This window comes from Nostoc sp. (assembly GCF_036919615.1).
In the GTDB taxonomy this organism is placed as follows: Bacteria; Cyanobacteriota; Cyanobacteriia; order Cyanobacteriales; family Nostocaceae; genus Nostoc.
In genome coordinates, this window is sequence record NZ_JBALCN010000057.1 from 15156 (window position 1) to 35791 (window position 20636).

The window sequence follows — 20636 nt, forward strand, 5'->3', positions numbered from 1 at the left end:
TCAACTTAGTTGATAAGTGCAGTTAGTAAGATCCTAATCACTATTTCCAACTCTTCGGTAACTCGATAAAGGTTGATTACTTGCTGAATACACTGTGTCTGTCGATACAATCTGCCAAATTGCCAAACATTCCTTGTTGTTACTGCTCCTAATATTTCTGTTTGAGTGGAATCAGTCCACCGATCAAGAGCTATCATCTCAGTTGCCAGTTGTGTAAATCCCCTATTTATATCTGCTTGCTTGGCTTCAATCACAATTAAATTAGTTTCTGTTCTGAGAAAATAATCAAAATTACCTTGGAGTCGATTATCAACTTTGATAGTGTATTCAATTCGTAATTTAGCACGGGAATAGTGAATTAAATCAGTAACAATGGGCGCAATTAGCATTTCCCGGCGTGTAGATTCGTTCTCCAAATTTACATACGGTAAAACTTCCTCAATTCGCTGCTTGAGATCACCAAGTCGGTCTAATGTGCCAGAATATTGTGGTAAATCAATAAATTTCCGCTCGAACGAATAACCAAATTCAGCAACTAAATCGTCAACCGCAAACCCTAACTCAAAGTAATTACTAAAAGTATATGAACGATTTGGGTCTAGCAATGGTTGGCGGCTCATCTGAGTTTCCTCTAATTTGTCAAAGCAATAGCGGGTCATAATATCCATTCCGAAGAACGTTCACCCAAATCTAGAGGAATGCTAACAGCTTTGCCGAGCCGGGGGCGATCGCGTGTTTGGGCAATAAATTTTTGTACCTGTGTTGACCCACCCAAGGCATGAAGATAATTGGCAATACTATCGAGATGCTCTTGGTACTCCGCCTCGCTTAAGGGAAAAGAAACTTGCTCCAGATATTTCCACATTACTTGCAAAAATATCTTTCCCTGTGCCCGCCGTAACTGGACATCGTAAGAGTATCCCCACTTATCAAGCAACATCTGGCGTAATTCCTGTCCTGTCATAGCTTTTCTCAATCAGATTTTACATTTAGTTATGATGTTAAGTTCCGTGACTCCAGTATGATAAGGATATAAAGAAATGTAATGCTAACAGAAAAGATGCCAAATATATCTTGGAACAGAGAAGTACGGCATCGTTGTGAGCGCTAGCATTTCGACTTAGACAAGAGTTGCTCAAGTACTAGTACTTTTGTCAAAATGCTTAACAAAATACACAAAGAGCGCGTAGATTATGGCTCAATTTTCTGAATCAGCAGACGTGCCCGATATGGGGCGTCGTCAGTTCATGAATCTGCTCACTTTCGGGACTGTCACTGGAGTGGCTCTGGGTGCATTGTATCCCGTTGTCAAGTACTTTATTCCACCTGCAACTGGTGGTGCTGGTGGCGGTGTAACGGCAAAAGACGAGCTAGGTAACGATGTTAGCGTCGCTAAATTTCTAGAAAACCGGAATGCAGGCGATCGCAACCTAGTCCAAGGACTAAAGGGAGATCCCACCTATATTGTGGTAGACAGCAAAGAGGCAATCAAAGATTATGGCATTAACGCCATCTGCACCCACTTAGGTTGTGTTGTCCCCTGGAACGTTGCTGAGAACAAATTTAAGTGTCCTTGTCATGGTTCCCAGTATGACGAAACTGGTAAGGTTGTTCGGGGCCCAGCACCTTTGTCTCTGCCTTTGGCGCATACCAATGTAAACGACGACAAAATCGTTTTGACCCCTTGGACTGAAACCGACTTCCGCACAGGTGATGCACCTTGGTGGGCTTAATCAGTGCTGTTAGCGGATAGCTATGGTTTAGCCCGTGCTGAGTTTATAAAGCTAGAGTCCAAAGTTCTAAATTTTTAAATTTTAGACTCCTAACTCCTGTACAGACGCGATTAATCGCGTCTGTACTCCTGACTCCTGAACCTCGACTGTTGACTAATCCATCAGAGAATCGTTGTCCTTATTAGAGATGAGAAATGTTTTCATAACAGCGAGGTTAACTCGCAGTGCTAGAGCGATTGTAAAAACATTGCTCATAGCGATCGCTACCGTGACATTTTACTTCACCAGCGATCTAGCCCTTCCCCAATCAGCTGCCGCCTATCCCTTTTGGGCACAGCAAACCTATCCCGAAACCCCCCGCGAACCAACTGGGCGGATTGTTTGTGCCAACTGTCACCTAGCGGCCAAGGTTACAGAAGTGGAAGTTCCCCAATCGGTGCTACCTGACACTGTATTCAAAGCTGTGGTGAAAATCCCCTACGATATCAGCGCCCAGCAAGTTGGTGCCGATGGTTCTAAGATTGGCTTGAACGTCGGTGCTGTACTGATGCTTCCCGAAGGCTTTAAGATTGCCCCCGAAGACCGTATTTCCGAGGAACTTAAAGAAGAAGTTGGCGACACTACCTTCCAACCCTACAGCGAAGACAAAGAAAATGTCGTCATCGTCGGGCCTTTACCCGGTGAACAGTATCAGGAAATCATCTTTCCAGTTCTTTCTCCCAACCCCGCAACTGATAAAAACATCCACTTCGGTAAATATTCAGTTCACGTAGGTGCTAATCGGGGACGCGGACAAGTTTATCCTACTGGCGAAAAGAGCAACAATACTGTTTACAATGCTTCCGCTACTGGCACAATTACCAAGATTGCCAAAGAGGAAGATGAAGACGGTAACGTCAAATATCTAGTCAACATCCAGCCTGAATCTGGTAATGTTGTCGTTGATCCGATTCCTGTAGGGCCAGAACTGGTTGTTTCCGAAGGGCAAGCAGTAAAGACTGGTGATGCTTTGACCAGCAACCCGAATGTTGGTGGATTCGGTCAAATAGATGGAGAAATCGTATTGCAAGACGCCTCTAGAGTCAAATGGATGATTGCGTTCATCGCTCTTGTAATGTTGGCTCAGGTTATGTTGGTGCTGAAGAAGAAGCAGGTTGAGAAAGTCCAAGCTGCTGAGATGAATTTCTAAATTCTTTGCTAAATGATTATTTTTAGGACAGGCTTATTGCCTGTCTTTTTTATATGTTATGGTTCCAAATCTGTATATAAAACTTAGAGGTTTATATTGAGACTTAGACAAAAAACACCAAGAAAAAACCCTCAAACCTATATACAGAGAGACTTTGACATCGTTTTGCTTGGTTTATTGATATATCTGGGTTTGAGCCATTTTTGAGCATTTGGTGTATTTACCTTAACCTGCATGGGTTTGAGGCTTGTTTATCCCTCAAAAATGTTTAAGTCCCGATATGCAATTTGCTTTAAAATATATCTACTTAATCAAAAATTCTTATATTAACTTCTAGTCTTTTTTTAGGGAATCTGTTATAGTTTAATTGTAAGTTATAACAGTTGTTATAACAAAACGTAACTTCTCACATCAAATTTATAGTGTCTAGGTATTCTATTTAAATGCCTAGTATCTTCCTATTTAGGAATTAGCTCATGGCTGTAAAAAGTTATCCCGTAACTCATGCAAAGGTAGGAAATCAAGATGGGTTTCGCTTACCTCGTGCATTCTCTAAGGATTATCCCCATTTAGCTAATGCTTCAGGCCATATTGAAGTGCTATCTGATAACACGTTCTTAGTTAGATTAGAAACTGATAATGTTGATGAAGCTGATGGAGATGAGGGCATTATGATGAGCCTTTTTCTTGACTTTCTCATGAAGGATGCTATGCAAAGCCCTTCTAAACTCGTTCCTTATACTCAAGAAATGAGCGATGAAATGGATGATTTACTGGCTGATGTAGTTATAGATTAATGGCTGCATTTACTTGTAGTGGCTGGCAGATTTTTTTCTACCCATTGTTTAACGAACAATGGGTAAAATTGCGTAATAGGGTTCGTGTTTTAAAAAATGACTTACCTAAAGAAGAATTTATTACACGTTCAGATGTCAAATTCTTAAAAGCATTAAATATTGGCATTAAAGAAAAAATTCCTCAAGACCCTTTTGCTAGTCACTTTGCTTTACAAAAACCTTTGCAAAAGTATAGTCGTCTTAAAAAAATGGGGCTACCTGAACGATATAGATTATTCTTTAGAGCATTCAAAGAACCAAAAATTATTATTATTCTTTGGTTAGGTTTTCCTCGGAAGGAAGGCGATAAAAAAGATTGTTATCAAGTTTTTAGCAAAAAAGTAGAAAATGGGGATTTTCCTGAAAGTATTGATAATCTGCTTGCAGAATGTGAATTAGAAAATACTGGCGAGGAAAAAGAAGATTAAAATAAGTTAGATATCGCAAATATCACTACACTGAAATCACACATTAAACTGATTAACAAAACAATTATTCTCTACCTACCACTGATAGAATACTCAACCGAACGAGGGTTATCCATGCGTTTAGAAGCGTCTATTATTTCCAATCCTACTATATTTCCAGCTTCGTCATAGTGTAAAATTATTCCTGGGTTATCTTCATCACTTTCTTCAATTGGCGTATTACTAAATATAATTCTTAAAACGTCAACATCTGGGTCATAGGTAATCTTCATGGTTGTCTCTAATATTTATCAATTTTCGTAGTTCTGTAAATAGTAATTACAACTTTATGGTCAATATCATCTGCAACAATAACACGTAGTAAGAATAGTTTGCCGTTACCAAAGTCAACTGAATTGTAAATGTTGGATTAGGAAGATAACAAGTCTCGACGCGAGAGAAAAAAGCACCCAACCCGCCTTGACGCAACCAACAAACTGGGAGATGGGCGATAGGTGCTTTCAGGGTAAAAGTAAAATCGGTGTAGTCAATCCAACCGTCCTTTCTCAATAATATCTATAGGTTTAGGTTGAACGCAGTGAAACCCAGCTAGAGGTCTTTCAATTTTGAATTCACAGCGGTACTATTTATGGCGATCGCATCTTATACCAATTCAATTAATGATTGCAACACATCCTTGGGTGAAGACGCGATGAATCGCGTCTCTACAGATGATCTATTTGTCGCATTCTTTTTTTAAATTGGTATTAGTTAGTTAACCATAGTCAAATGTTAAATTAAACTTAGCCCTAGTTGAGTTTAAGTATCCGGCCATGACAGCCTCAGTAGAGTATATTCCCGTTACCCCGATTAAATACCCAGACGAGGACGGGAAGCCGATGGCTGAAGGTGATTTACAGCGTAAGTGTCTCGTATACGCTATCACAGTACTGGAAATTTATTTCCAAAATCACCCAGATGTATATGTGGCTGGTAATCTATTTATCTATTACGAAAAAGGTAATCCAGAATCAGTTGTCGCACCAGATGTATTTGTAGTCTTTGGAGTGGAAAACCGTGACAGACGCTCTTACAAAACCTGGGAAGAAAATAATCAAACCCCAGATTTTGTTCTAGAGATTACCTCAAAAAGCACCCGCAGCAAAGACCAAGGGGCAAAGAAAGGAATTTACGCCTTTCTGGGAGTGCGTGAATATTTCCAATATGACCCCACAGGCGATTATCTCAATCCCCAACTCCAGGGTTTACACTTGGTCGAAGGTAATTATTTCCCAGTGGTATAAGGTGGGCATTGCCCACCTTACTGCTATTGATTACTTTTTGTGAGACTATAGCGGACGATAGACGCGATAGTTGATTTCAGGGAAGATATTATCCATTAACTCGACTTTTTCTAGCCAACCACTGTCAATTTTGCCGATTTTAACGTCTTCGTAAAGCTTATTGAATCGCATCAAGTGCGATCGTGTCCGTCTAACCGCATAGGGTACCATAGTTCCCGTCCGCATAATAAATGCCCAGTCAGAAGATTGTGCTAGTAACAATTCCCGCGCTGCTTGATTCAAGGCTTTCCACCCCAGATCATCCTCTGGTTCCAGGTGCGATATTTCAATCATCCGTTCAGCGGCTTTGTGCAAGTGCGGATAAATCCACGCATTTGTTTCGTTCAACCAATACTCGTGGAAACCCTTGAAACCCCAACTCGATTGCGAAGGACGACAGACTTGCTGATTTGGCTGATCCCGCAAATAGTCTGCTAAATGGATCATTGCATAGGTTCCTTGATCATACCATGACTTGCGGAATAGGTAATCGATGAACCAAGGGCCTTCATACCACCAATGTCCAAATAACTCCGCGTCGTAGGGCGAAACGATAATTGCTGGCCGCTGCATTATAGCATAGAGATGTTCAGATTGCCTCTCTCGGTTATACATAAAATTATCAGCATGTTCTGCCGCCTTTTCTCGCGCCCAATAAGGATCGTAGAGTGCCTTATCTGATAGACCTAAGCCACGCCCCGTAATTTTGTGATACTTAATGCCCGTATTTTTCCGTTGACCATTGGGCATGATGTAGGGCTTGATATACTCATATTCTGCTTCCCAGCCCAAATCTTTGTAAAATTCTCGATATTCCGCCGCTCCAGGATAGCCCACCTCAGAAGACCATACCTGTTGGGATGATTCATGATCTCGACCAAAGACAGCAACACCAGTTTCTGTATAAATTGGAGCATAAGTGCCAAAGCGCGGACGGGGACGGGCGTAAAGGATGCCATGCCCATCAGTAAGGAAGTAGCGTAACCCAGCATCGGCTAGCATCCGCTCTAAACCTTCATAGTAGGCGCATTCAGGCAACCAAATCCCTCTGGGTGCTTGTCCAAAGGTTTGCTCATAATGTTCGCAGGCTACCTGAATTTGCGCCCATACTGCTTCTGGATACATTTTCATCAACGGTAAATAGCCGTGGGTAGCACCGCAAGTGATGATTTCCAGGTTGTTACTGTCTTGGAACTTCTTAAAAGCTGTCACCAAGTCACCGTTGTAGCTTTCCCATAGCTGACGCGCTTCCTTAAACTCAGTAACGTAATGTTCGGCTAAATAACGAAGATGCCCGTTATTGACATTATGTTCTGCTTCTAGTTGTATAAGTTCTTCTAGTTGGGCTAAGTGTGCGTCATAGCGTTCTTGAAGTAGAGGATCACGAAGCATCGACACTAGAGGTGGTGTCATACTCATCGTGATTTTAAAGTCGATACCGTCTCGCTTTAAGCCTTCAAATACTTTCAATAAGGGGATGTAAGTTTCTGTAATGGCTTCATAGAGCCATTCTTCTTCCAGCACGTAGTCACTTTCCGGGTGACGAACGAAGGGCAGATGTGCGTGGAGTACAAGCGCGACGTAGCCGATAGCCATAGTGATTTTGGGGTGATACTTGTAAGTTGAAGGTCGAGAGGTTTGGCTGAAATTAACAATATTTTAAGACTTTATGGGGATCGTAAGAATAGTTTTCAATTGAGTTAAAGACAGTACTTGTGGAGGTACAACATAGAAGTGCGACGCTTCGCTATCGGCGTCGCCAGAATTATCCAAAAAAATGCTGAACTCGAATGCAGAAACCTGGTAACAATGGTGATATGATTTCGTCATCAGCCAGCAAGGTTGCTATCAATTTTAATTGGGCAGTTTCTCTGCGATAAACTTCTAACTGCTGTAATTGCCAATTTGCAATCCAATATTCTTGGACTCCTGTGGATGAGTATAGTTTCAGCTTGGCTTCTCGGTCTCGACGTTCGTTGGTTGTCCCAGGAGAAAGCACTTCTGCAATCAGTTCTGGCGCTCCTCTCAAATGTCCTTCATCATCTAGCAATTGTGCTAAACGCTCACGACTAATCCAAACTACATCCGGTATGACATTATCGGCATCTGTAAAAATTATGCCGGGAGTTTGACGAGTTTCCCCCAGCCCACTAGAGCGAGACCAAATTTGTAATTCTAAGCATATATTACCCGCAGTCCCTTGATGTCTCCAGTGAGGCGCTCTAGTCACAAATAATTCTCCGTCAATAATTTCATAGCGCTTCCATTCGTCAGTTGTAAGTAATTCTAAGTCTGAGGTTGTCCAATGGACTTTATTAGATATTGTTTGGTTCATAGCACTATTTTTCCATGCCTATTTTAGAGATAAAATTCTATTTTCAGAAAATTTGCTCAGGATCAATACCTGCGGCTCGCAAGCGTTCTGCCAATATTGCAGCTCGTTGACGTTCTTGTTCTAGTTGTTGGTTTGTTTGCTGTAACTGTTGATTTATTTGCTGCAACTGTTGGTTTGCTTCTTCTTCTGGCAATATTACCAGATGCCCATCTGGGGTAAAAAAGCGTAATTTACCAGACTCAACTCCTAAATACAAATCTAGCTGCTGACTCCACAGCCTACCCAACTCAGTGGGAGCAAGTTCTTGGTATTGCCCATCAACGATGTGAAACCCTTGTAATTCTAGGTTATTTGGGTCAAACCAAAAGTAATCTGGAGTCCGAAATGTGTTTTGATATATCTGCTTTTTCAAACCTTTATCAACCGAAGCAGTGGAATCAGATAACATTTCTATAATCACATTGGGATATTTACCATTTTCTTGCCACACAACCCAGCTTTTGCGGTCTTTTCTTTCTGTATCTAAAACCACAAAGAAATCAGGACCTCGAAATTCTTCTGACTTTTTCTGGTTGGGGAGGCAGCGCTGTGCGGGGATTCCCCCCGTTGAAGCGACTGCCGTACTGAAATAAATAGTCAGGTTATCGGTAGCATAAAAATCCTCACGATCGCGCCACCACCACTTAATCAGGCGGATGAGTAAATCAATTTGTTCGCGGTGTAAATCAGATTCCAAGGGGGGTTCGTCACTGTAGATATCACCTGGTGGAAAAATTATACTCTCAGTGACATCTTGTAAACTATGGGTGGCGGTAGGGAACTGAGACATACAAGATAGGTTTTCTATTTATATCCATGCTATCGCGACCAACTTTTGCATAGGAATGCGACACCGATAGCAAAGCGTTAGCGAGTCTTCTCCCTTCGCGCAGCGTCTCGTAGAGAAGGGGAGACGCCAAGGGCGAACGAGCGTCACAGCCCGTCTTAGACATCGTACTCCTTATTCCTCATCCCGATACAACTCCTGCAAGTCCTGTAACTGAGTCTTGCGGGAAATTCGGCGATATTTTTTACTTTCTAGCTTGGGTTCGTATTGACTCTGCCCTTTGCCTTTGCTTTTTAACTTCATGGTAGATTCTGGATCACCTTGTTGATGAAGTTGAGCTTGATGAGCGATCGCAGCATCCAAAAATTCTAAATAATGTTCATATCGTTCCCAGTCTCCCCGCACTGCACACTCAGGCTCGTCTCGATGCAGACAATCACTAAACCGACAGCTAGCAACTGCTAACCGCTTTCTTGCTTCTGGGAAATAATGGATTAATTCTTCTGGAATACAATCCATGTCCGGCTGATTAAAGCCGGGAGTGTCTGCAAGCATTCCACCGCTAGGTAACTTAAATAATTCTATATGGCGAGTGGTATGACGACCACGAGCTAGTTTGCCAGAAACTTCTCCGACTCGCAGCTGAAGAGAGTCAATTAGCGTATTAATCAGGCTAGATTTGCCAACGCCGGAAGGCCCGGCAATTACAGTAATTTTATTGCTCAAATATCTGGTTGCTTGGTCAGTATTTATACCATCTTTGACACTGATAAATATCGGTTGATAGCCCCAACCAAGTAGACGATCGCTAATTTGTTGCTGTTCGTGCTGTGAAATTAAATCACTTTTATTCAAGCATAAAAGCACATCTAAGCCAGTAGACTCAGCCTTAATTAAAAACCGACTCAGCTGATAAGGTTCCAAAGGTGGATCAGCGACAGCAAATACCAAGAGGATTTGGTTGACATTAGCGATCGCCGGACGATCTAACTCACTTTGCCGGGGTAAAACATCAGCGATCGCTCCCCGTCCTCCAGCCCAATCTGGCTCTTCTACCACAACGCGATCGCCTACCATCACCTGTTGTCCGATTTTTTTCAGACGTGTTCTCCGCGTACAAAGCAGGAGAGGGGGATAAGGAAGATGAGCAGGATCTTGCTCTCTTATCTCCCTTATCTCCCTCATCTCCCCATCCTCTTGATCCAGCTGTACTCGGTAAAAATTAGCCTGCACGGCTACCACCGTACCCAATAACTGTCTAGTTGCGGCAAAATTTTCCCCTGTCATTGGCTAGCAAGTGGACGACGCACTAACAGAGAAAAATAACTAGTACAGTCTATAATTTGTTCCACCTGATAACCTGCCATTGTCAGACTATCAGGAACCTGCTCAATCGGCTCACCTGGATCTAGCCAGACTTCTAGCAAACCTCCCAATGGCATTTTCTCCAAACGTAGTTTTGTCCGCACAAAATTAATTGGGCAAGGGGTGCCGCGTAAATCAAGTTGAGCATCGGGAGTTAAAAGAAAAGAGGGCTTCATTATTTAAATAGATTTCCCAAGAATCCTTCTAGACCGCCTTTACCAGTGCGATCTCCCTTAATTTTAGCCAGCTTCTCCAACAGTTCCCTCTCCTCTGGGGTAACTTTATTGGGAATATCAATTAATACGTTCAGCATATGATCCCCACGACTAACGGGATTACCCAAGCGGGGTACGCCGCGATTTTCCAACTTCATCACCGTATTCGGCTGGGTTCCAGCTGGAATAATCAGTTCTACCGGCCCATCTACCGTATCTACCTCTAACCGACAACCTAAAATTGCTTGCAGGTAGCTAACTTTGATTTCCGAGAGAATATTAATGCCATCCCGTTGGAATTCTTCGTCCTCATTCACGAACAAGTAAACGTATAAATCCCCAGCAGGGCCACTGCGTTGACCGGCATCTCCTTCACTTGAAATCCGCAAGCGTGTGCCATTATCCACTCCAGCTGGAATGGTAATTTTGAGTTTCTTTGTGACTTGATTTGCACCCTTACCATCACACGCATCACACTTATCTTCAATTACCATCCCTGTCCCATTACATGTGGGACAAGTTGAGACTTGGGTGAAACTGCCAAAAGGTGTTCTGGTGACACGGCGGACTTGACCCGATCCGCTACAAGTCGAACAAGTCCGAGGACGGGTTCCAGGTTTAGCACCAGAACCGCTACAGACTTCACAATTTTCTAGATGGGAAATGCGAATTTCTTTTTCACCGCCAAATACCGCTTCCCGAAAGTCTAACTTCAGGTCTAGCCGCAGGTCATCACCCCTGGCTGGCCCGCTGCGCCGTCTTTGTTGCGTGGGACTACCCATACCGCCAGCAAAGCCACTAAAAATGCTTTCAAAGATATCGGCAAAACCGCCCATATCACCGACATCTTGGAAGCCCGCGCCAGCAGCACCTGAGACACCCTCTGGGCCAAAGCGATCATAACGAGCGCGGGTTTCTGGTTCCGAGAGAACCTCATAAGCGCGGTTAATTTCTTTAAAGCGATCCTCCGCTCCCGGTTCTTTGTTCACATCTGGGTGATACTTCCGGGCTAAACGGCGATAGGCTTGTTTGATTTCTTCTTTGTCGGTGTCACGAGAGACACCCAGGATTTCATAATAGTCGCGGGCCATATAGCAAAGGTAAAAGTTAGAAGGAAGAAAGCAGAAGTCAGTAGAACGTCACAGTCACTTGCTACCCTACGGAAAAGCGTTTTGCTTACAGATATGGAAGAGCAACACAGTATCCGTATAGAGGGCGGCTTGCCGGAGGTCAGGTAGAAGATAAAATTAATTTTTGTTAATAACTGATTTTACCCTTTACCTTTTACAAAAATCACCGACAAATCTTGAGCAACAGGTGCTTTCCTCGTGGGAGACGACAAAAGCTATAAAAGTTAAGAGCAGGGGAAGCCTCTGCTCAGACTTCTCACTGCCGAGTCGGCTGTCTCTTTTACAATTGTGCTACGTAGGAGAGCAAAACCCCGCCCATCAACCAGAGGAGCTAGCCGCACCATTAGGTGTGGAAAACCACCCATATGCAATGGAAGTGCATCGGAACTGGCACACTGCCTAGCCCAAAGTAATTTGCTTCTACAATCTAGCAAACCGCTGGGGTCTTGTGAAACTTCGCTAAATTTATAATCAATATATTTAGATATATTAAAGTGTCTTAATAAAAATCTGCAACTCAGTGAGGCAGGGGAAGTAGGGGAAGAAGAACTATTGATTATTGCCCAATACAACTCTTGGAGAGGCTGCGCCCTAAGCGTAACTATGCCGCAGGCTTTACGGCAACTCTTCTCTTCTTAGGCTGCGCCAAGGAGACGCTCTTGCGTTCGCTCAGTACAAGTGCCCAATGCCTAACCCCTAATCTATCGCCTCATAATCAGCCTGTGCAGTACTTTCTTCGTCAAAATCAAAGTTGAATTGTGGTATTAGTGTACCATTCATTGGTGAGTCTATTTCTGGGGTAAAAAGACTAGCTGAAGCCTCCTCAATCTCATCACTTTGGCTGTTAGCTCGATTGTAGACATCAGCACCAATTGCCAGCAGGGTTTGTTGGAAGTCGTCTAAGCGCTGCTTAAATTCCATTGTGGAAATGCTGGAGTCAATCATTGCAGCTTGGAGTTGTAAAACTTTTTCACTAGCCAAGGTTTTCATCTGCTCGCCGATAAAGTTGCCATTATCCTTGATGGTGGATTCGTAACTGAACAACAAATTATCTGCTTGGTTTTTAAGTTCAACCAGTTCTTTACGTTTTCTATCTTCTTCGCTAAACAGTTCGGCCTCTTGGCGCATCCGTTCGACTTCGTTGTGACTCAAGCCACCTGTATTGGTAATCCGAATACTCTGTTCTCTACCTGTACCTTTGTCTTGGGCAGAAACTTTCAGGATGCCGTTGACATCGATTTCAAAGGATACTTCAATTTGCGGCACACCACGGGGAGATGGGGGAATGCCTGCTAGCAGAAACTTGCCGAGACTCTTGTTATCTCGTGACATTGCTCGTTCACCTTGAAGAATGTGAATTTCCACTGAGGTTTGCCCATCAACTGCTGTGGAAAAAACTTGTGACCTACTCGTAGGAATTGTGGTGTTGCGTTCAATGATTTTGGTGAATACTTCACCCAAGGTTTCAATTCCCAAGGACAGAGGGGTGACATCCAATAGTAAGAGATTATCGACTTCGCCACCTAACACACCTGCTTGGATAGCCGCTCCCAATGCCACGGCTTCGTCAGGGTTAATAGAGCGATCGGGGGCTTTGCCATTGAAAAATTTAATTAGCGCGTTTTGGACTGCGGGAATACGGGTAGAACCACCTACCAAAATAATCCGATCTATGGCTTGTGGTTTGAGATCCGCATCTTTGAGCGCTTGGCTCATCGGTTCGATGGTCGCTTCAATTAAATTAAGTGCGAGTTCTTCAAATTTAGAGCGGCTGAGTTCCATTTCGAGATGCTTTGGGCCGGTGTCATCAGCCGTGATAAACGGCAAGTTAACGGAGGTATTCACCATGCTGGAGAGTTCAATTTTTGCCTTTTCTGCTGCTTCCCGCAGGCGTTGCAGTGCCATCTTGTCTTGAGAAAGGTTGATTTTTTCCTCTTGCTGGAAGCGTTCCATCATCCAAAGCACGATCGCATTATCAAAGTCGTCTCCACCTAAGTGGTTGTTACCACAAGTTGCCTTAACTTCAAAAACGCCATCCCCAAGTTGTAGAATCGATACGTCGAAAGTGCCGCCTCCTAAGTCAAATACTAAAATTAGCTGCTCTTGGTCTTGCTTTTCCAATCCGAAAGCTAAAGCCGCAGCTGTTGGTTCATTGATGATTCGTAGGACTTCTAATCCTGCAATCGTGCCAGCATCTTTAGTAGCTTGTCTTTGGGCATCTGTGAAATATGCGGGTACGGTGATCACTGCCTGAGTCACCTCCTCACCCAAGAAGTTTTCCGCATCCTGCTTGAGCTTTTGCAGGATCATGGCGGATAATTCTTGCGGCGTGTAGTTTTTTGAGCGAATTTGGACATCAACGGTATCGTCTCGACCTTTGACACAGTTGTAGGGTACGCGATCGCGTTCTGTTTCAGTGTCTTCCCAACGCCGCCCGATGAATCGTTTAATACTGTAAATTGTATTTTCAGCATTGGTTACGGCTTGACGCTTTGCCAATTGACCAACCAAGCGATCGCCACTCTTTCCAAATCCCACAATACTTGGAGTAGTTCGCCCACCTTCAGAATTGGAGATCACAAGTGGTTGACCGCCCTCCAAAACTGCGACGCAACTGTTAGTAGTGCCTAAGTCGATCCCAATAACTTTTCCCATACTTATCAGTATTTTTACTGAGTTGTTCTGCTGTAATCTGTCGCGGACTAACTTTTTTTGCTCCGAACCAAGGCTAGCGGATAACACCTGTGGAACCCCTGCTGCTAGTAGCAACGCCAGAAGTTGAAACACACAGAGTTATCCAAAGCCTTGTCCAAGTTTAGGTACGCGATGCAAGTCCTTACTAGAACCCAGGCACTTTAGGTCAGCAAGGCGAGCGACTACAGCTTAACTGTTGGCTTGACTCGACTGATCCTCTTGTGCAGCAGGTGTATCTTCCTTGGGAGCAGCTACTTTGACCATTGCATGACGCAGCACGCGCTCGCCCAAGTAATATCCGCGTACTAACTCTTCTAACACTGTTCCTTCAGGATGTTCATCCGTAGGTTCCCGCATTACTGCTTCGTGCAGGTTAGGATCAAATTCTTGACCTTCAGGACGCATTGGTGATACACCCAAGCGTTTCAGGCTATCTACTAATTGTTTGTAAACGCCTTGGTAACTTTTGTGCATTGTCATTTCGCCATCAGATTGCGGTTTGAGGTGCGATCGCGCCCGCTCAAAATTATCGACCACTGGCAACAATTCCAAAATCGTGTTCCGCTTCATCTGCACTTCTAGCTCTTCTTTTTCTTTGCTAGTGCGTTTACGGTAATTCTCAAAATCAGCGGCAATCCGCATATATTGAGTACTACGCTCTTCCAATTGGGTTTTGAGAGACTCGATTTGTTGAGTCAGTTCTGCCAAAGCTGCTATTTCCACTTCAGTTTTCTCAGTTGCAGTGACGCCATTTTCTTGATTGAGACTAGCCGTATCCCCCGGTACATTAGTTTGGGCTGCCACTTGCTCTGTAACCTCGCTGCCAGATTCATTGAAATTAATTTGGGCTGAGGAGTCACTCTTCATTGCTTGCTTTACCTCTGTTGGTTCACCTAATTGCTGGCTTGGATTGTTTATCTGTTTATTTTCATCCATCATTGTCTACTCATTCCAGATGCTTTTTATGGCAGTGTATCTCCACAGCTTGCAACCGTCGTCATCTACAACTTGCCACTGAGGCTAATTTTGTTGCCGACAAGTTCCTGGAAGTGATGTAACCGTCCTTTTATTGTGACAAATGGTGAACACGTTAGCGTAGACGCCATTAATGCAGTAACCCGAACGAGTAGTGTACCTCTAGGAGTAAGTAATTTGGAAGAGTGGCGCTGAATGTGATTCGCCCCTCATCTTATTCATGAGTCAGTTTTTTAATGAATTACTACTTAAAATTTAACCATTTATCAAATATTGTCATTCCTTCAAAAGTGCTAACTGTTGAATGCTGAGTCAGATGTTTTAAATCTTGACTTTTCACGTCATGTGAAAAAATTAACGCGAAATCTAACCCCCAACCCTAGAACAATTCAAAGCCTCTTCCCTACTTGAGCATGGATTCAGTAATCAAAAACCTAACCTCCCAGGCCCCTTCCCGACAAGGGAAGGGGGAGCCAAACTCCCTTCTTTGAAGCAAAGAGGGGTTGTGGGAGAGGTTCTTTCAGAATTACTGGATTGGTGTTCTAGAGAGAGGTTTTCCAGATAAGAGTGAAAAGTTAGGTTCTGAGTCTTGGATTGTACCCCATAACTGAAAGTTTGTGGATTGAGCGAGTCAGGAGTTTCTATTTTCTCCACTACTTCTTTTTGACTCAGCATTTAGCGAGAACTCTGAGGATCACAAGCCGCCACTCAGAAGTTCAGTGATTCAGGACTTTTTTAGTAAATGAGAATTCTGTCTCACAGTAGGGGAATACTTTAAACAGAGGTTTCCCCTACTCATTCGCTCATTTATGACTTACTCGTCACCACAACGGCGCAGTACCGCTCTAACTACCAGAACAGAGTTTTCGCCCTTCGGCAATAAGCTAGTGCTATCTGGCTATGTCAATACCGAACAGATGAGGCAGGCACTAATTGAAAGCCGCAAATCTAGCAGACCTTTAACGGAAGTATTAGAGTCAATCACTGGGCAACAACTATCACCTGAGTTGCTCAGGCAATATAAAAAACAGCAGCTATTTGAACTTAAAATACTATACGGTGTTGAATTCCTTGATCCAGAAGTCAACTCCTTTGGCAGCACGATGATGGCGAACCTGATTGAAACCCTTATCCCAGTGGATATCTGTCGTCGCCATCGTTTAGTACCACTGTCGAAACACGAAGACCAAACCCCGCCCTCAGTTTTAGTGGCGATGGTCGCTCCAGATAATCTAGAGGCTTCCGATGACCTGAACCGCATCTTGCGCCCCCAAGGCTTGGCATTGCAGCGGATGGTGATTACACAGGAAGACTACCAACAGCTAATCAACCAATACTTGGATGAAATGGCTGTTAAGCAAAAGCACCTGGAACAAGCAAAGTTTACAGATATTAATCAGGATTTAGAAAACCTCGGAAATCTCGATATTCAGGATGCTCCTGAAGAAATGGAGGCTGATCTAGGGGCAGCGATGAAGGGTGCAGAGGATGCCCCAGTGATCAACCTAGTTAACAGAATCCTGGCTAAAGCCTTGCATGAGGGCGTTTCTGACATTCATATTGAACCACAAGAAGAAAACTTACGCATTCGCTTTCGGAAGGATGGCATACTGCGCGAAGCTTTCGATCCCCTACCGAAAAAAATTATCCCGGCGGTGACAGCCCGATTTAAAATCATCTCCAATCTAGATATTGCTGAACGGCGTATACCCCAAGATGGACGTATCCGACGGATGTTTGAGGGACGTAAAGTAGACTTCCGTGTCAGCACCTTACCCAGTCGTTACGGGGAAAAGGTGGTGCTGCGGATTTTGGATAATTCCTCCACTCAACTGGGATTGAATAAATTAATTACCGATCCAGAGACTTTGCATATTGTCCAGGAGATGGTTAGCCGTCCCTTTGGTCTGATTTTGGTGACTGGGCCAACTGGTTCTGGGAAAACAACCTCGCTGTATTCTGCACTATCAGAAAAGAATGATCCCGGTATTAATATCAGTACTGTGGAAGACCCAATTGAGTACAGCCTTCCAGGGATTACTCAAGTACAGGTGATTCGGGAAAAAGGGCTGGATTTTGCTACCGCTCTGCGGGCTTTCTTGCGGCAAGATCCAGATGTGCTGCTAGTAGGTGAAACGCGGGATAAAGAAACGGCAAAAACAGCAATTGAGGCTGCCTTGACTGGTCACTTGGTATTAACTACCTTACATACCAATGATGCCCCAGGAGCGATCGCTCGTTTGGGAGAAATGGGTATTGAGCCTTTCATGGTTTCTAGTTCCTTAATTGGCGTTTTAGCTCAACGTTTGGTGCGGCGTGTATGTTCTGAATGTCGTATTCCCTACACTCCTACCGTCCAGGAATTAGCTCGCTATGGTATATCAGCTTCCTCAGATATCGAAGTCACTTTCTATAAGGCTAACACCTTGACATTAGATGCGATCGCAGAAGCCAAAAGTAAAAATCAGCTTTGCCCAGTGTGTAATGGCGTCGGCTACAAAGGGCGTTGTGGTGTCTATGAAGTCATGCGAGTCACCGAAAACCTGCAAACTCTCATCAATGAAGATGCACCCACGGAACGGATCAAGGAAGTGGCAATAGAAGAGGGCATGAAAACCTTGCTGGCTTACAGTTTGGACTTAGTGCGTCAAGGTTCTACCACTTTAGAAGAAGTAGAACGAGTGACGTTTACTGATACCGGTTTGGAAGCCGAATTAAAAGCCAAACGTAAGACTGGCCTTACTTGTCTGACTTGCGATGCCACATTGAAACCAGAATGGCTGGATTGTCCCTACTGTATGACATCTCGGTTTCAAAAGTAGTTATTAGTTATTGGTTAGTAACTTTAAACAAATCACAAATAACAAACATTAAAAGGAAGCACAACTATGGAAATGATGATTGAAGACCTGATGGAGCAGTTGATTGAAATGGGTGGCTCGGATTTGCATTTATCCGCAGGTTTGCCTCCCTACTTCCGGATCAGTGGCAAACTCACCCCTATAGGTGAGGAGGTATTGACAGCTGATCAATGTCAAAGGCTGATTTTTAGTATGCTCAACAATACCCAGCGTAAAACCTTAGAGCAGACCTGGGAGTTGGATTGTTCCTATGGTGTTAAGGGTTTAGCTCGCTTCCGGGTCAATGTTTATAAAGAACGTGGTTCTTATGCTGCTTGCTTACGGGCATTAAGTTCTAAAATTCCTAACTTTGAAAAATTAGGTCTGCCAGATATAGTGCGGGAAATGTGCGATAAGCCCAGAGGACTAATTCTAGTGACAGGCCCTACAGGTTCCGGCAAGACAACTACTCTAGCGGCAATGATCGACTTGATTAACCGCACCAAAGCGGAGCATATTTTAACGGTGGAAGACCCAATTGAATTTGTCTACGAACCAATTAAAAGCTTGGTTCACCAGCGGCAACTGGGAGAAGATACTAAGAGCTTTGCTAATGCCTTGAAAGCAGCTTTGCGGGAAGATCCAGATATTATTCTGGTGGGAGAAATGCGCGATTTAGAAACAATTTCTTTGGCGATTTCTGCTGCGGAAACAGGACACTTGGTATTTGGCACACTACACACCAGTTCTGCCGCTCAAACTGTTGACCGGATTATCGACGTTTTCCCCCATGAAAGACAAACCCAGGTGCGGGTGCAATTGTCTAACTCGTTAGTGGGGGTATTTAGCCAAACCTTGGTGTCCAAGAAAAACCCTAAACCCGGTGAGTATGGTCGGGTGATGGCTCAAGAAATTCTGATTGTCACTCCCGCTATTTCCAACTTGATTCGAGAAGGCAAAACATCTCAAATTTACTCAGCTATTCAAACTGGCGGCAAATTGGGGATGCAAACTCTGGAGAAGGTTTTAGCCGATTTTTACAAAGCAGGAACGATTTCCTTTGAAGCGGCGATGTCTAAGACTTCTAAGCCAGATGAAATTCAACGTCTTATCGGTACTTCTACACCTCCCGGAGCTGCCGCAGGTGCGAAATCCGGTGTGGCTGCCAAAGCGCATTAAAGGAACTGAGGTTTGGGGAGATGAAGCGGATAAAAAACCCTTGACCGTACCAATTTTAGATTTTAGATTTTAGATTTTAGATTGAAGAATTAAAAATTATTTCGGTTCATCCCCCAATGCCACTTGCTTTATGCCGGGAAACCCGTCCACCGCAATGGCTCCCCCTAGTGAGCGGAACAAATCCCAAATTTAAAATTTTTAAGCCCTGTAACCTTGTGGTCAGGGTCAATCCAAAATCAGCAATCCAAAATCAAAAATTGATTGACCATTCTAAATTTTTAATTCGGAATTTTGAATTTATTTATGCCAAACTACGTTGCCCGTGTTCGGGATTCTCAAGGAAAATCCCGAACAGAAAAAATTGTTGCCGAATCCTTGGTACAAGCTCGTACTAATCTCAGAGAACAAGGTTTTGTAGTCCAAGAACTCAAACAATCTCAAGGATTTCAGGCAAATTTTGACCTAAAAAAATTCCAGAATTCCTTAGTTAAGGTTTCTGTGAAAGATAAAGCAGTTTTTTCCCGTCAATTTGCCGTTTTGATGAATGCGGGAGTTGCGATCGTTAGAAGTCTGGGGGTACTTTCTGAACAGTGTAGTAACCCGAAACTGAAACAAGCTCTTGTGGAGATTAGCATTGATGTTCAAAGCGGAATGAATCTTTCAGAGTCAATGCGGAAGCATCCTGACTGCTTTGATGGATTATATGTGAGTATGATTCAAGCTGGCGAAGTTGGTGGTGTTCTAGACGAAGTATTGAATCGTTTAGCCAAGTTGTTAGAAGATGTTGCCCGCTTACAAAACCAAATTAAATCAGCATTGTCTTATCCAGTAGTCGTGGGTTTTATCGCAGTTGCGATCTTCCTCGGCATGACCATTTTTCTTATTCCCATTTTTGCCACGATTTTTGAACAAATTGGAATTACACTACCACCTCTAACGCAATTCTTGATGGATGCTAGTAAATTTTTGAGAAGTCCGAAGGCTGTCATCCTTCTGTTTATTATTGTCGGACTGAAAATTGCTTATTCACAATTCGGTAAAACTCCTGGTGGTCGCCTAACAATTGATCGTCTTTCCCTAAAGGTGCCCTTGTTTGGCGACTTAATTCAAAAATCTTCAGTTGCCCGCTTTAGCAGAACTTTTGGTTCTTTGACTCGTTCAGGTGTACCAATTTTAACTTGCTTAGAAATTGTCCGAGATACATCAGGAAACCAAGTGATTGCCAATGCTATAGATGCAGCCCGCCTTGAGATTCAACAAGGAGGTATGATTAGCATTGCTTTACAAGAAAATGATGGCGTTTTTCCAGCTATGGCAATTCAGATGATTAGTATCGGAGAAGAAACTGGAGAATTAGATGCAATGTTGATGAAAGTTGCCGATTTCTATGAAGATGAAGTTGAGCAAGCAGTAAAAGCAATGACCAGTATTTTGGAACCAGTAATGATTGTAGTTCTAGGGGGAATGGTTGGAACCATTTTACTAGCGATGTATCTGCCTATGTTTAAGGTATTTGAAACGTTGGGATAGAGGATTAAAAGTTAGGAGTTAGGAGTTTAAACTCTTTAT

General features: G+C 43.4%; 20 protein-coding genes and 1 pseudogene. 9 read left to right on the forward strand and 12 right to left on the reverse strand.

Features of this window, described 5'->3' with window-relative positions:
* Positions 1-5: 5 nt before the first annotated feature.
* Together V7K48_RS17150 and V7K48_RS17155 are read right to left on the reverse strand one after the other, a co-directional pair.
* Complete coding sequence (locus tag V7K48_RS17150) at positions 6-620, reverse strand: hypothetical protein (RefSeq protein ID WP_335074464.1); 615 nt, start codon at positions 618-620, stop codon at positions 6-8.
* Positions 621-655: 35 nt separating this feature from the next.
* The gene (locus V7K48_RS17155) at positions 656-964 is read right to left on the reverse strand and encodes a DUF3067 family protein (protein WP_334979277.1); all 309 of its coding nucleotides are present in this window, start codon (positions 962-964) and stop codon (positions 656-658) included.
* Positions 965-1193: 229 nt separating this feature from the next.
* Between V7K48_RS17155 and petC the strand changes: the two genes are divergently transcribed.
* The 4 genes from petC to V7K48_RS17175 all read left to right on the forward strand — a co-directional run bounded on the left by petC (position 1194) and on the right by V7K48_RS17175 (position 4186).
* Entirely contained in the window at positions 1194-1733 is a 540-nt protein-coding gene (gene petC / locus V7K48_RS17160; RefSeq protein WP_334814631.1) for a cytochrome b6-f complex iron-sulfur subunit, read from the forward strand.
* A gap of 187 nt (positions 1734-1920) precedes the next feature.
* Entirely contained in the window at positions 1921-2922 is a 1002-nt protein-coding gene (gene petA, locus V7K48_RS17165; protein ID WP_335074466.1) for a cytochrome f, read from the forward strand.
* 476 nt (positions 2923-3398) lie between these two features.
* Positions 3399-3719: a hypothetical protein gene (locus tag V7K48_RS17170; RefSeq protein WP_335074468.1), complete on the forward strand. Its 321-nt coding sequence runs from the start codon at positions 3399-3401 to the stop codon at positions 3717-3719.
* Entirely contained in the window at positions 3719-4186 is a 468-nt protein-coding gene (locus V7K48_RS17175; RefSeq protein WP_335074470.1) for a type II toxin-antitoxin system YhaV family toxin, read from the forward strand. Before V7K48_RS17170 ends, V7K48_RS17175 begins: the two co-directional genes overlap by 1 nt.
* Before the next feature lie 71 nt (positions 4187-4257).
* Here V7K48_RS17175 and V7K48_RS17180 read toward each other — a convergent pair whose 3' ends face one another.
* Positions 4258-4458, reverse strand: a complete 201-nt coding sequence (locus V7K48_RS17180) for a DUF2283 domain-containing protein (RefSeq protein WP_335074472.1) — start codon at positions 4456-4458, stop codon at positions 4258-4260.
* A 46-nt stretch (positions 4459-4504) separates the two neighbouring features.
* Entirely contained in the window at positions 4505-4735 is a 231-nt protein-coding gene (locus V7K48_RS17185; protein WP_335074474.1) for a hypothetical protein, read from the reverse strand.
* A gap of 263 nt (positions 4736-4998) precedes the next feature.
* On the opposite strand from V7K48_RS17185, the gene V7K48_RS17190 reads away from it, so the two are divergent.
* Positions 4999-5469, forward strand: coding sequence for a Uma2 family endonuclease (locus tag V7K48_RS17190; protein ID WP_335074476.1), 471 nt, complete (start codon positions 4999-5001; stop codon positions 5467-5469).
* 45 nt (positions 5470-5514) lie between these two features.
* Here the strand turns inward: V7K48_RS17190 and V7K48_RS17195 are convergent, their stop codons facing one another.
* The 6 genes from V7K48_RS17195 to dnaJ all read right to left on the reverse strand — a co-directional run bounded on the left by V7K48_RS17195 (position 5515) and on the right by dnaJ (position 11340).
* A complete protein-coding gene (locus V7K48_RS17195; RefSeq protein WP_335074479.1) occupies positions 5515-7104 on the reverse strand; it encodes a glycoside hydrolase family 57 protein in 1590 nt (529 codons plus the stop codon).
* A 169-nt stretch (positions 7105-7273) separates the two neighbouring features.
* Complete coding sequence (locus V7K48_RS17200) at positions 7274-7843, reverse strand: Uma2 family endonuclease (protein ID WP_335074481.1); 570 nt, start codon at positions 7841-7843, stop codon at positions 7274-7276.
* Positions 7844-7886: 43 nt separating this feature from the next.
* On the reverse strand, positions 7887-8672 hold the full coding sequence (locus tag V7K48_RS17205) for a Uma2 family endonuclease (protein ID WP_335074483.1): 786 nt from the start codon (positions 8670-8672) through the stop codon (positions 7887-7889).
* Between the two features lie 171 nt (positions 8673-8843).
* Positions 8844-9956, reverse strand: a complete 1113-nt coding sequence (rsgA, locus tag V7K48_RS17210) for a small ribosomal subunit biogenesis GTPase RsgA (RefSeq protein WP_335074485.1) — start codon at positions 9954-9956, stop codon at positions 8844-8846.
* On the reverse strand, positions 9953-10210 hold the full coding sequence (locus tag V7K48_RS17215; RefSeq protein WP_335074487.1) for a sulfurtransferase TusA family protein: 258 nt from the start codon (positions 10208-10210) through the stop codon (positions 9953-9955). Before V7K48_RS17215 ends, rsgA begins: the two co-directional genes overlap by 4 nt.
* Positions 10210-11340, reverse strand: coding sequence for a molecular chaperone DnaJ (gene dnaJ, locus V7K48_RS17220; RefSeq protein ID WP_335074489.1), 1131 nt, complete (start codon positions 11338-11340; stop codon positions 10210-10212). Before dnaJ ends, V7K48_RS17215 begins: the two co-directional genes overlap by 1 nt.
* Before the next feature lie 163 nt (positions 11341-11503).
* Here dnaJ and V7K48_RS17225 point away from each other — a divergent pair, with 163 nt between their 5' ends.
* Entirely contained in the window at positions 11504-11782 is a 279-nt protein-coding gene (locus tag V7K48_RS17225; RefSeq protein WP_335074491.1) for a hypothetical protein, read from the forward strand.
* 293 nt (positions 11783-12075) lie between these two features.
* Here V7K48_RS17225 and dnaK read toward each other — a convergent pair whose 3' ends face one another.
* Together dnaK and grpE are read right to left on the reverse strand one after the other, a co-directional pair.
* Complete coding sequence (gene dnaK / locus V7K48_RS17230; RefSeq protein ID WP_335074557.1) at positions 12076-14034, reverse strand: molecular chaperone DnaK; 1959 nt, start codon at positions 14032-14034, stop codon at positions 12076-12078.
* Between the two features lie 228 nt (positions 14035-14262).
* A complete protein-coding gene (grpE, locus tag V7K48_RS17235) occupies positions 14263-15012 on the reverse strand; it encodes a nucleotide exchange factor GrpE (RefSeq protein WP_335074493.1) in 750 nt (249 codons plus the stop codon).
* Between the two features lie 845 nt (positions 15013-15857).
* Between grpE and V7K48_RS17240 the strand changes: the two genes are divergently transcribed.
* The 3 genes and pseudogenes from V7K48_RS17240 (at position 15858) to V7K48_RS17250 (ending at position 20597) form a co-directional block, all read left to right on the forward strand.
* Positions 15858-17870, forward strand: a complete 2013-nt coding sequence (locus tag V7K48_RS17240; RefSeq protein WP_335074495.1) for a GspE/PulE family protein — start codon at positions 15858-15860, stop codon at positions 17868-17870.
* Between the two features lie 63 nt (positions 17871-17933).
* Positions 17934-19067 (forward strand): annotated as a pseudogene (locus V7K48_RS17245) (type IV pilus twitching motility protein PilT); the annotation flags it as partial.
* A 303-nt stretch (positions 19068-19370) separates the two neighbouring features.
* Positions 19371-20597 carry a type II secretion system F family protein gene (locus V7K48_RS17250; RefSeq protein ID WP_335074499.1) on the forward strand — a complete coding sequence of 409 codons (1227 nt, stop codon included), beginning with the start codon at positions 19371-19373 and terminating at the stop codon, positions 20595-20597.
* Positions 20598-20636: the final 39 nt, after the last annotated feature.

Bases quoted from the DNA above. Each gene is read 5' to 3' on its own strand.
- dnaK (WP_335074557.1), bottom strand. From the start codon at position 14,034: ATGGGAAAAGTTATTGGGATCGACTTAGGCACTACTAACAGTTGCGTC.
- petC (WP_334814631.1), top strand. From the start codon at position 1,194: ATGGCTCAATTTTCTGAATCAGCAGACGTGCCCGATATGGGGCGTCGT.
- V7K48_RS17250 (WP_335074499.1), top strand. From the start codon at position 19,371: ATGCCAAACTACGTTGCCCGTGTTCGGGATTCTCAAGGAAAATCCCGA.
- V7K48_RS17240 (WP_335074495.1), top strand. From the start codon at position 15,858: ATGACTTACTCGTCACCACAACGGCGCAGTACCGCTCTAACTACCAGA.
- V7K48_RS17190 (WP_335074476.1), top strand. From the start codon at position 4,999: ATGACAGCCTCAGTAGAGTATATTCCCGTTACCCCGATTAAATACCCA.
- V7K48_RS17200 (WP_335074481.1), bottom strand. From the start codon at position 7,843: ATGAACCAAACAATATCTAATAAAGTCCATTGGACAACCTCAGACTTA.
- V7K48_RS17195 (WP_335074479.1), bottom strand. From the start codon at position 7,104: ATGGCTATCGGCTACGTCGCGCTTGTACTCCACGCACATCTGCCCTTC.
- grpE (WP_335074493.1), bottom strand. From the start codon at position 15,012: ATGATGGATGAAAATAAACAGATAAACAATCCAAGCCAGCAATTAGGT.
- dnaJ (WP_335074489.1), bottom strand. From the start codon at position 11,340: ATGGCCCGCGACTATTATGAAATCCTGGGTGTCTCTCGTGACACCGAC.
- petA (WP_335074466.1), top strand. From the start codon at position 1,921: ATGAGAAATGTTTTCATAACAGCGAGGTTAACTCGCAGTGCTAGAGCG.
- V7K48_RS17215 (WP_335074487.1), bottom strand. From the start codon at position 10,210: ATGAAGCCCTCTTTTCTTTTAACTCCCGATGCTCAACTTGATTTACGC.
- V7K48_RS17180 (WP_335074472.1), bottom strand. From the start codon at position 4,458: ATGAAGATTACCTATGACCCAGATGTTGACGTTTTAAGAATTATATTT.
- V7K48_RS17170 (WP_335074468.1), top strand. From the start codon at position 3,399: ATGGCTGTAAAAAGTTATCCCGTAACTCATGCAAAGGTAGGAAATCAA.
- V7K48_RS17150 (WP_335074464.1), bottom strand. From the start codon at position 620: ATGAGCCGCCAACCATTGCTAGACCCAAATCGTTCATATACTTTTAGT.
- V7K48_RS17205 (WP_335074483.1), bottom strand. From the start codon at position 8,672: ATGTCTCAGTTCCCTACCGCCACCCATAGTTTACAAGATGTCACTGAG.
- rsgA (WP_335074485.1), bottom strand. From the start codon at position 9,956: ATGACAGGGGAAAATTTTGCCGCAACTAGACAGTTATTGGGTACGGTG.
- V7K48_RS17155 (WP_334979277.1), bottom strand. From the start codon at position 964: ATGACAGGACAGGAATTACGCCAGATGTTGCTTGATAAGTGGGGATAC.
- V7K48_RS17175 (WP_335074470.1), top strand. From the start codon at position 3,719: ATGGCTGCATTTACTTGTAGTGGCTGGCAGATTTTTTTCTACCCATTG.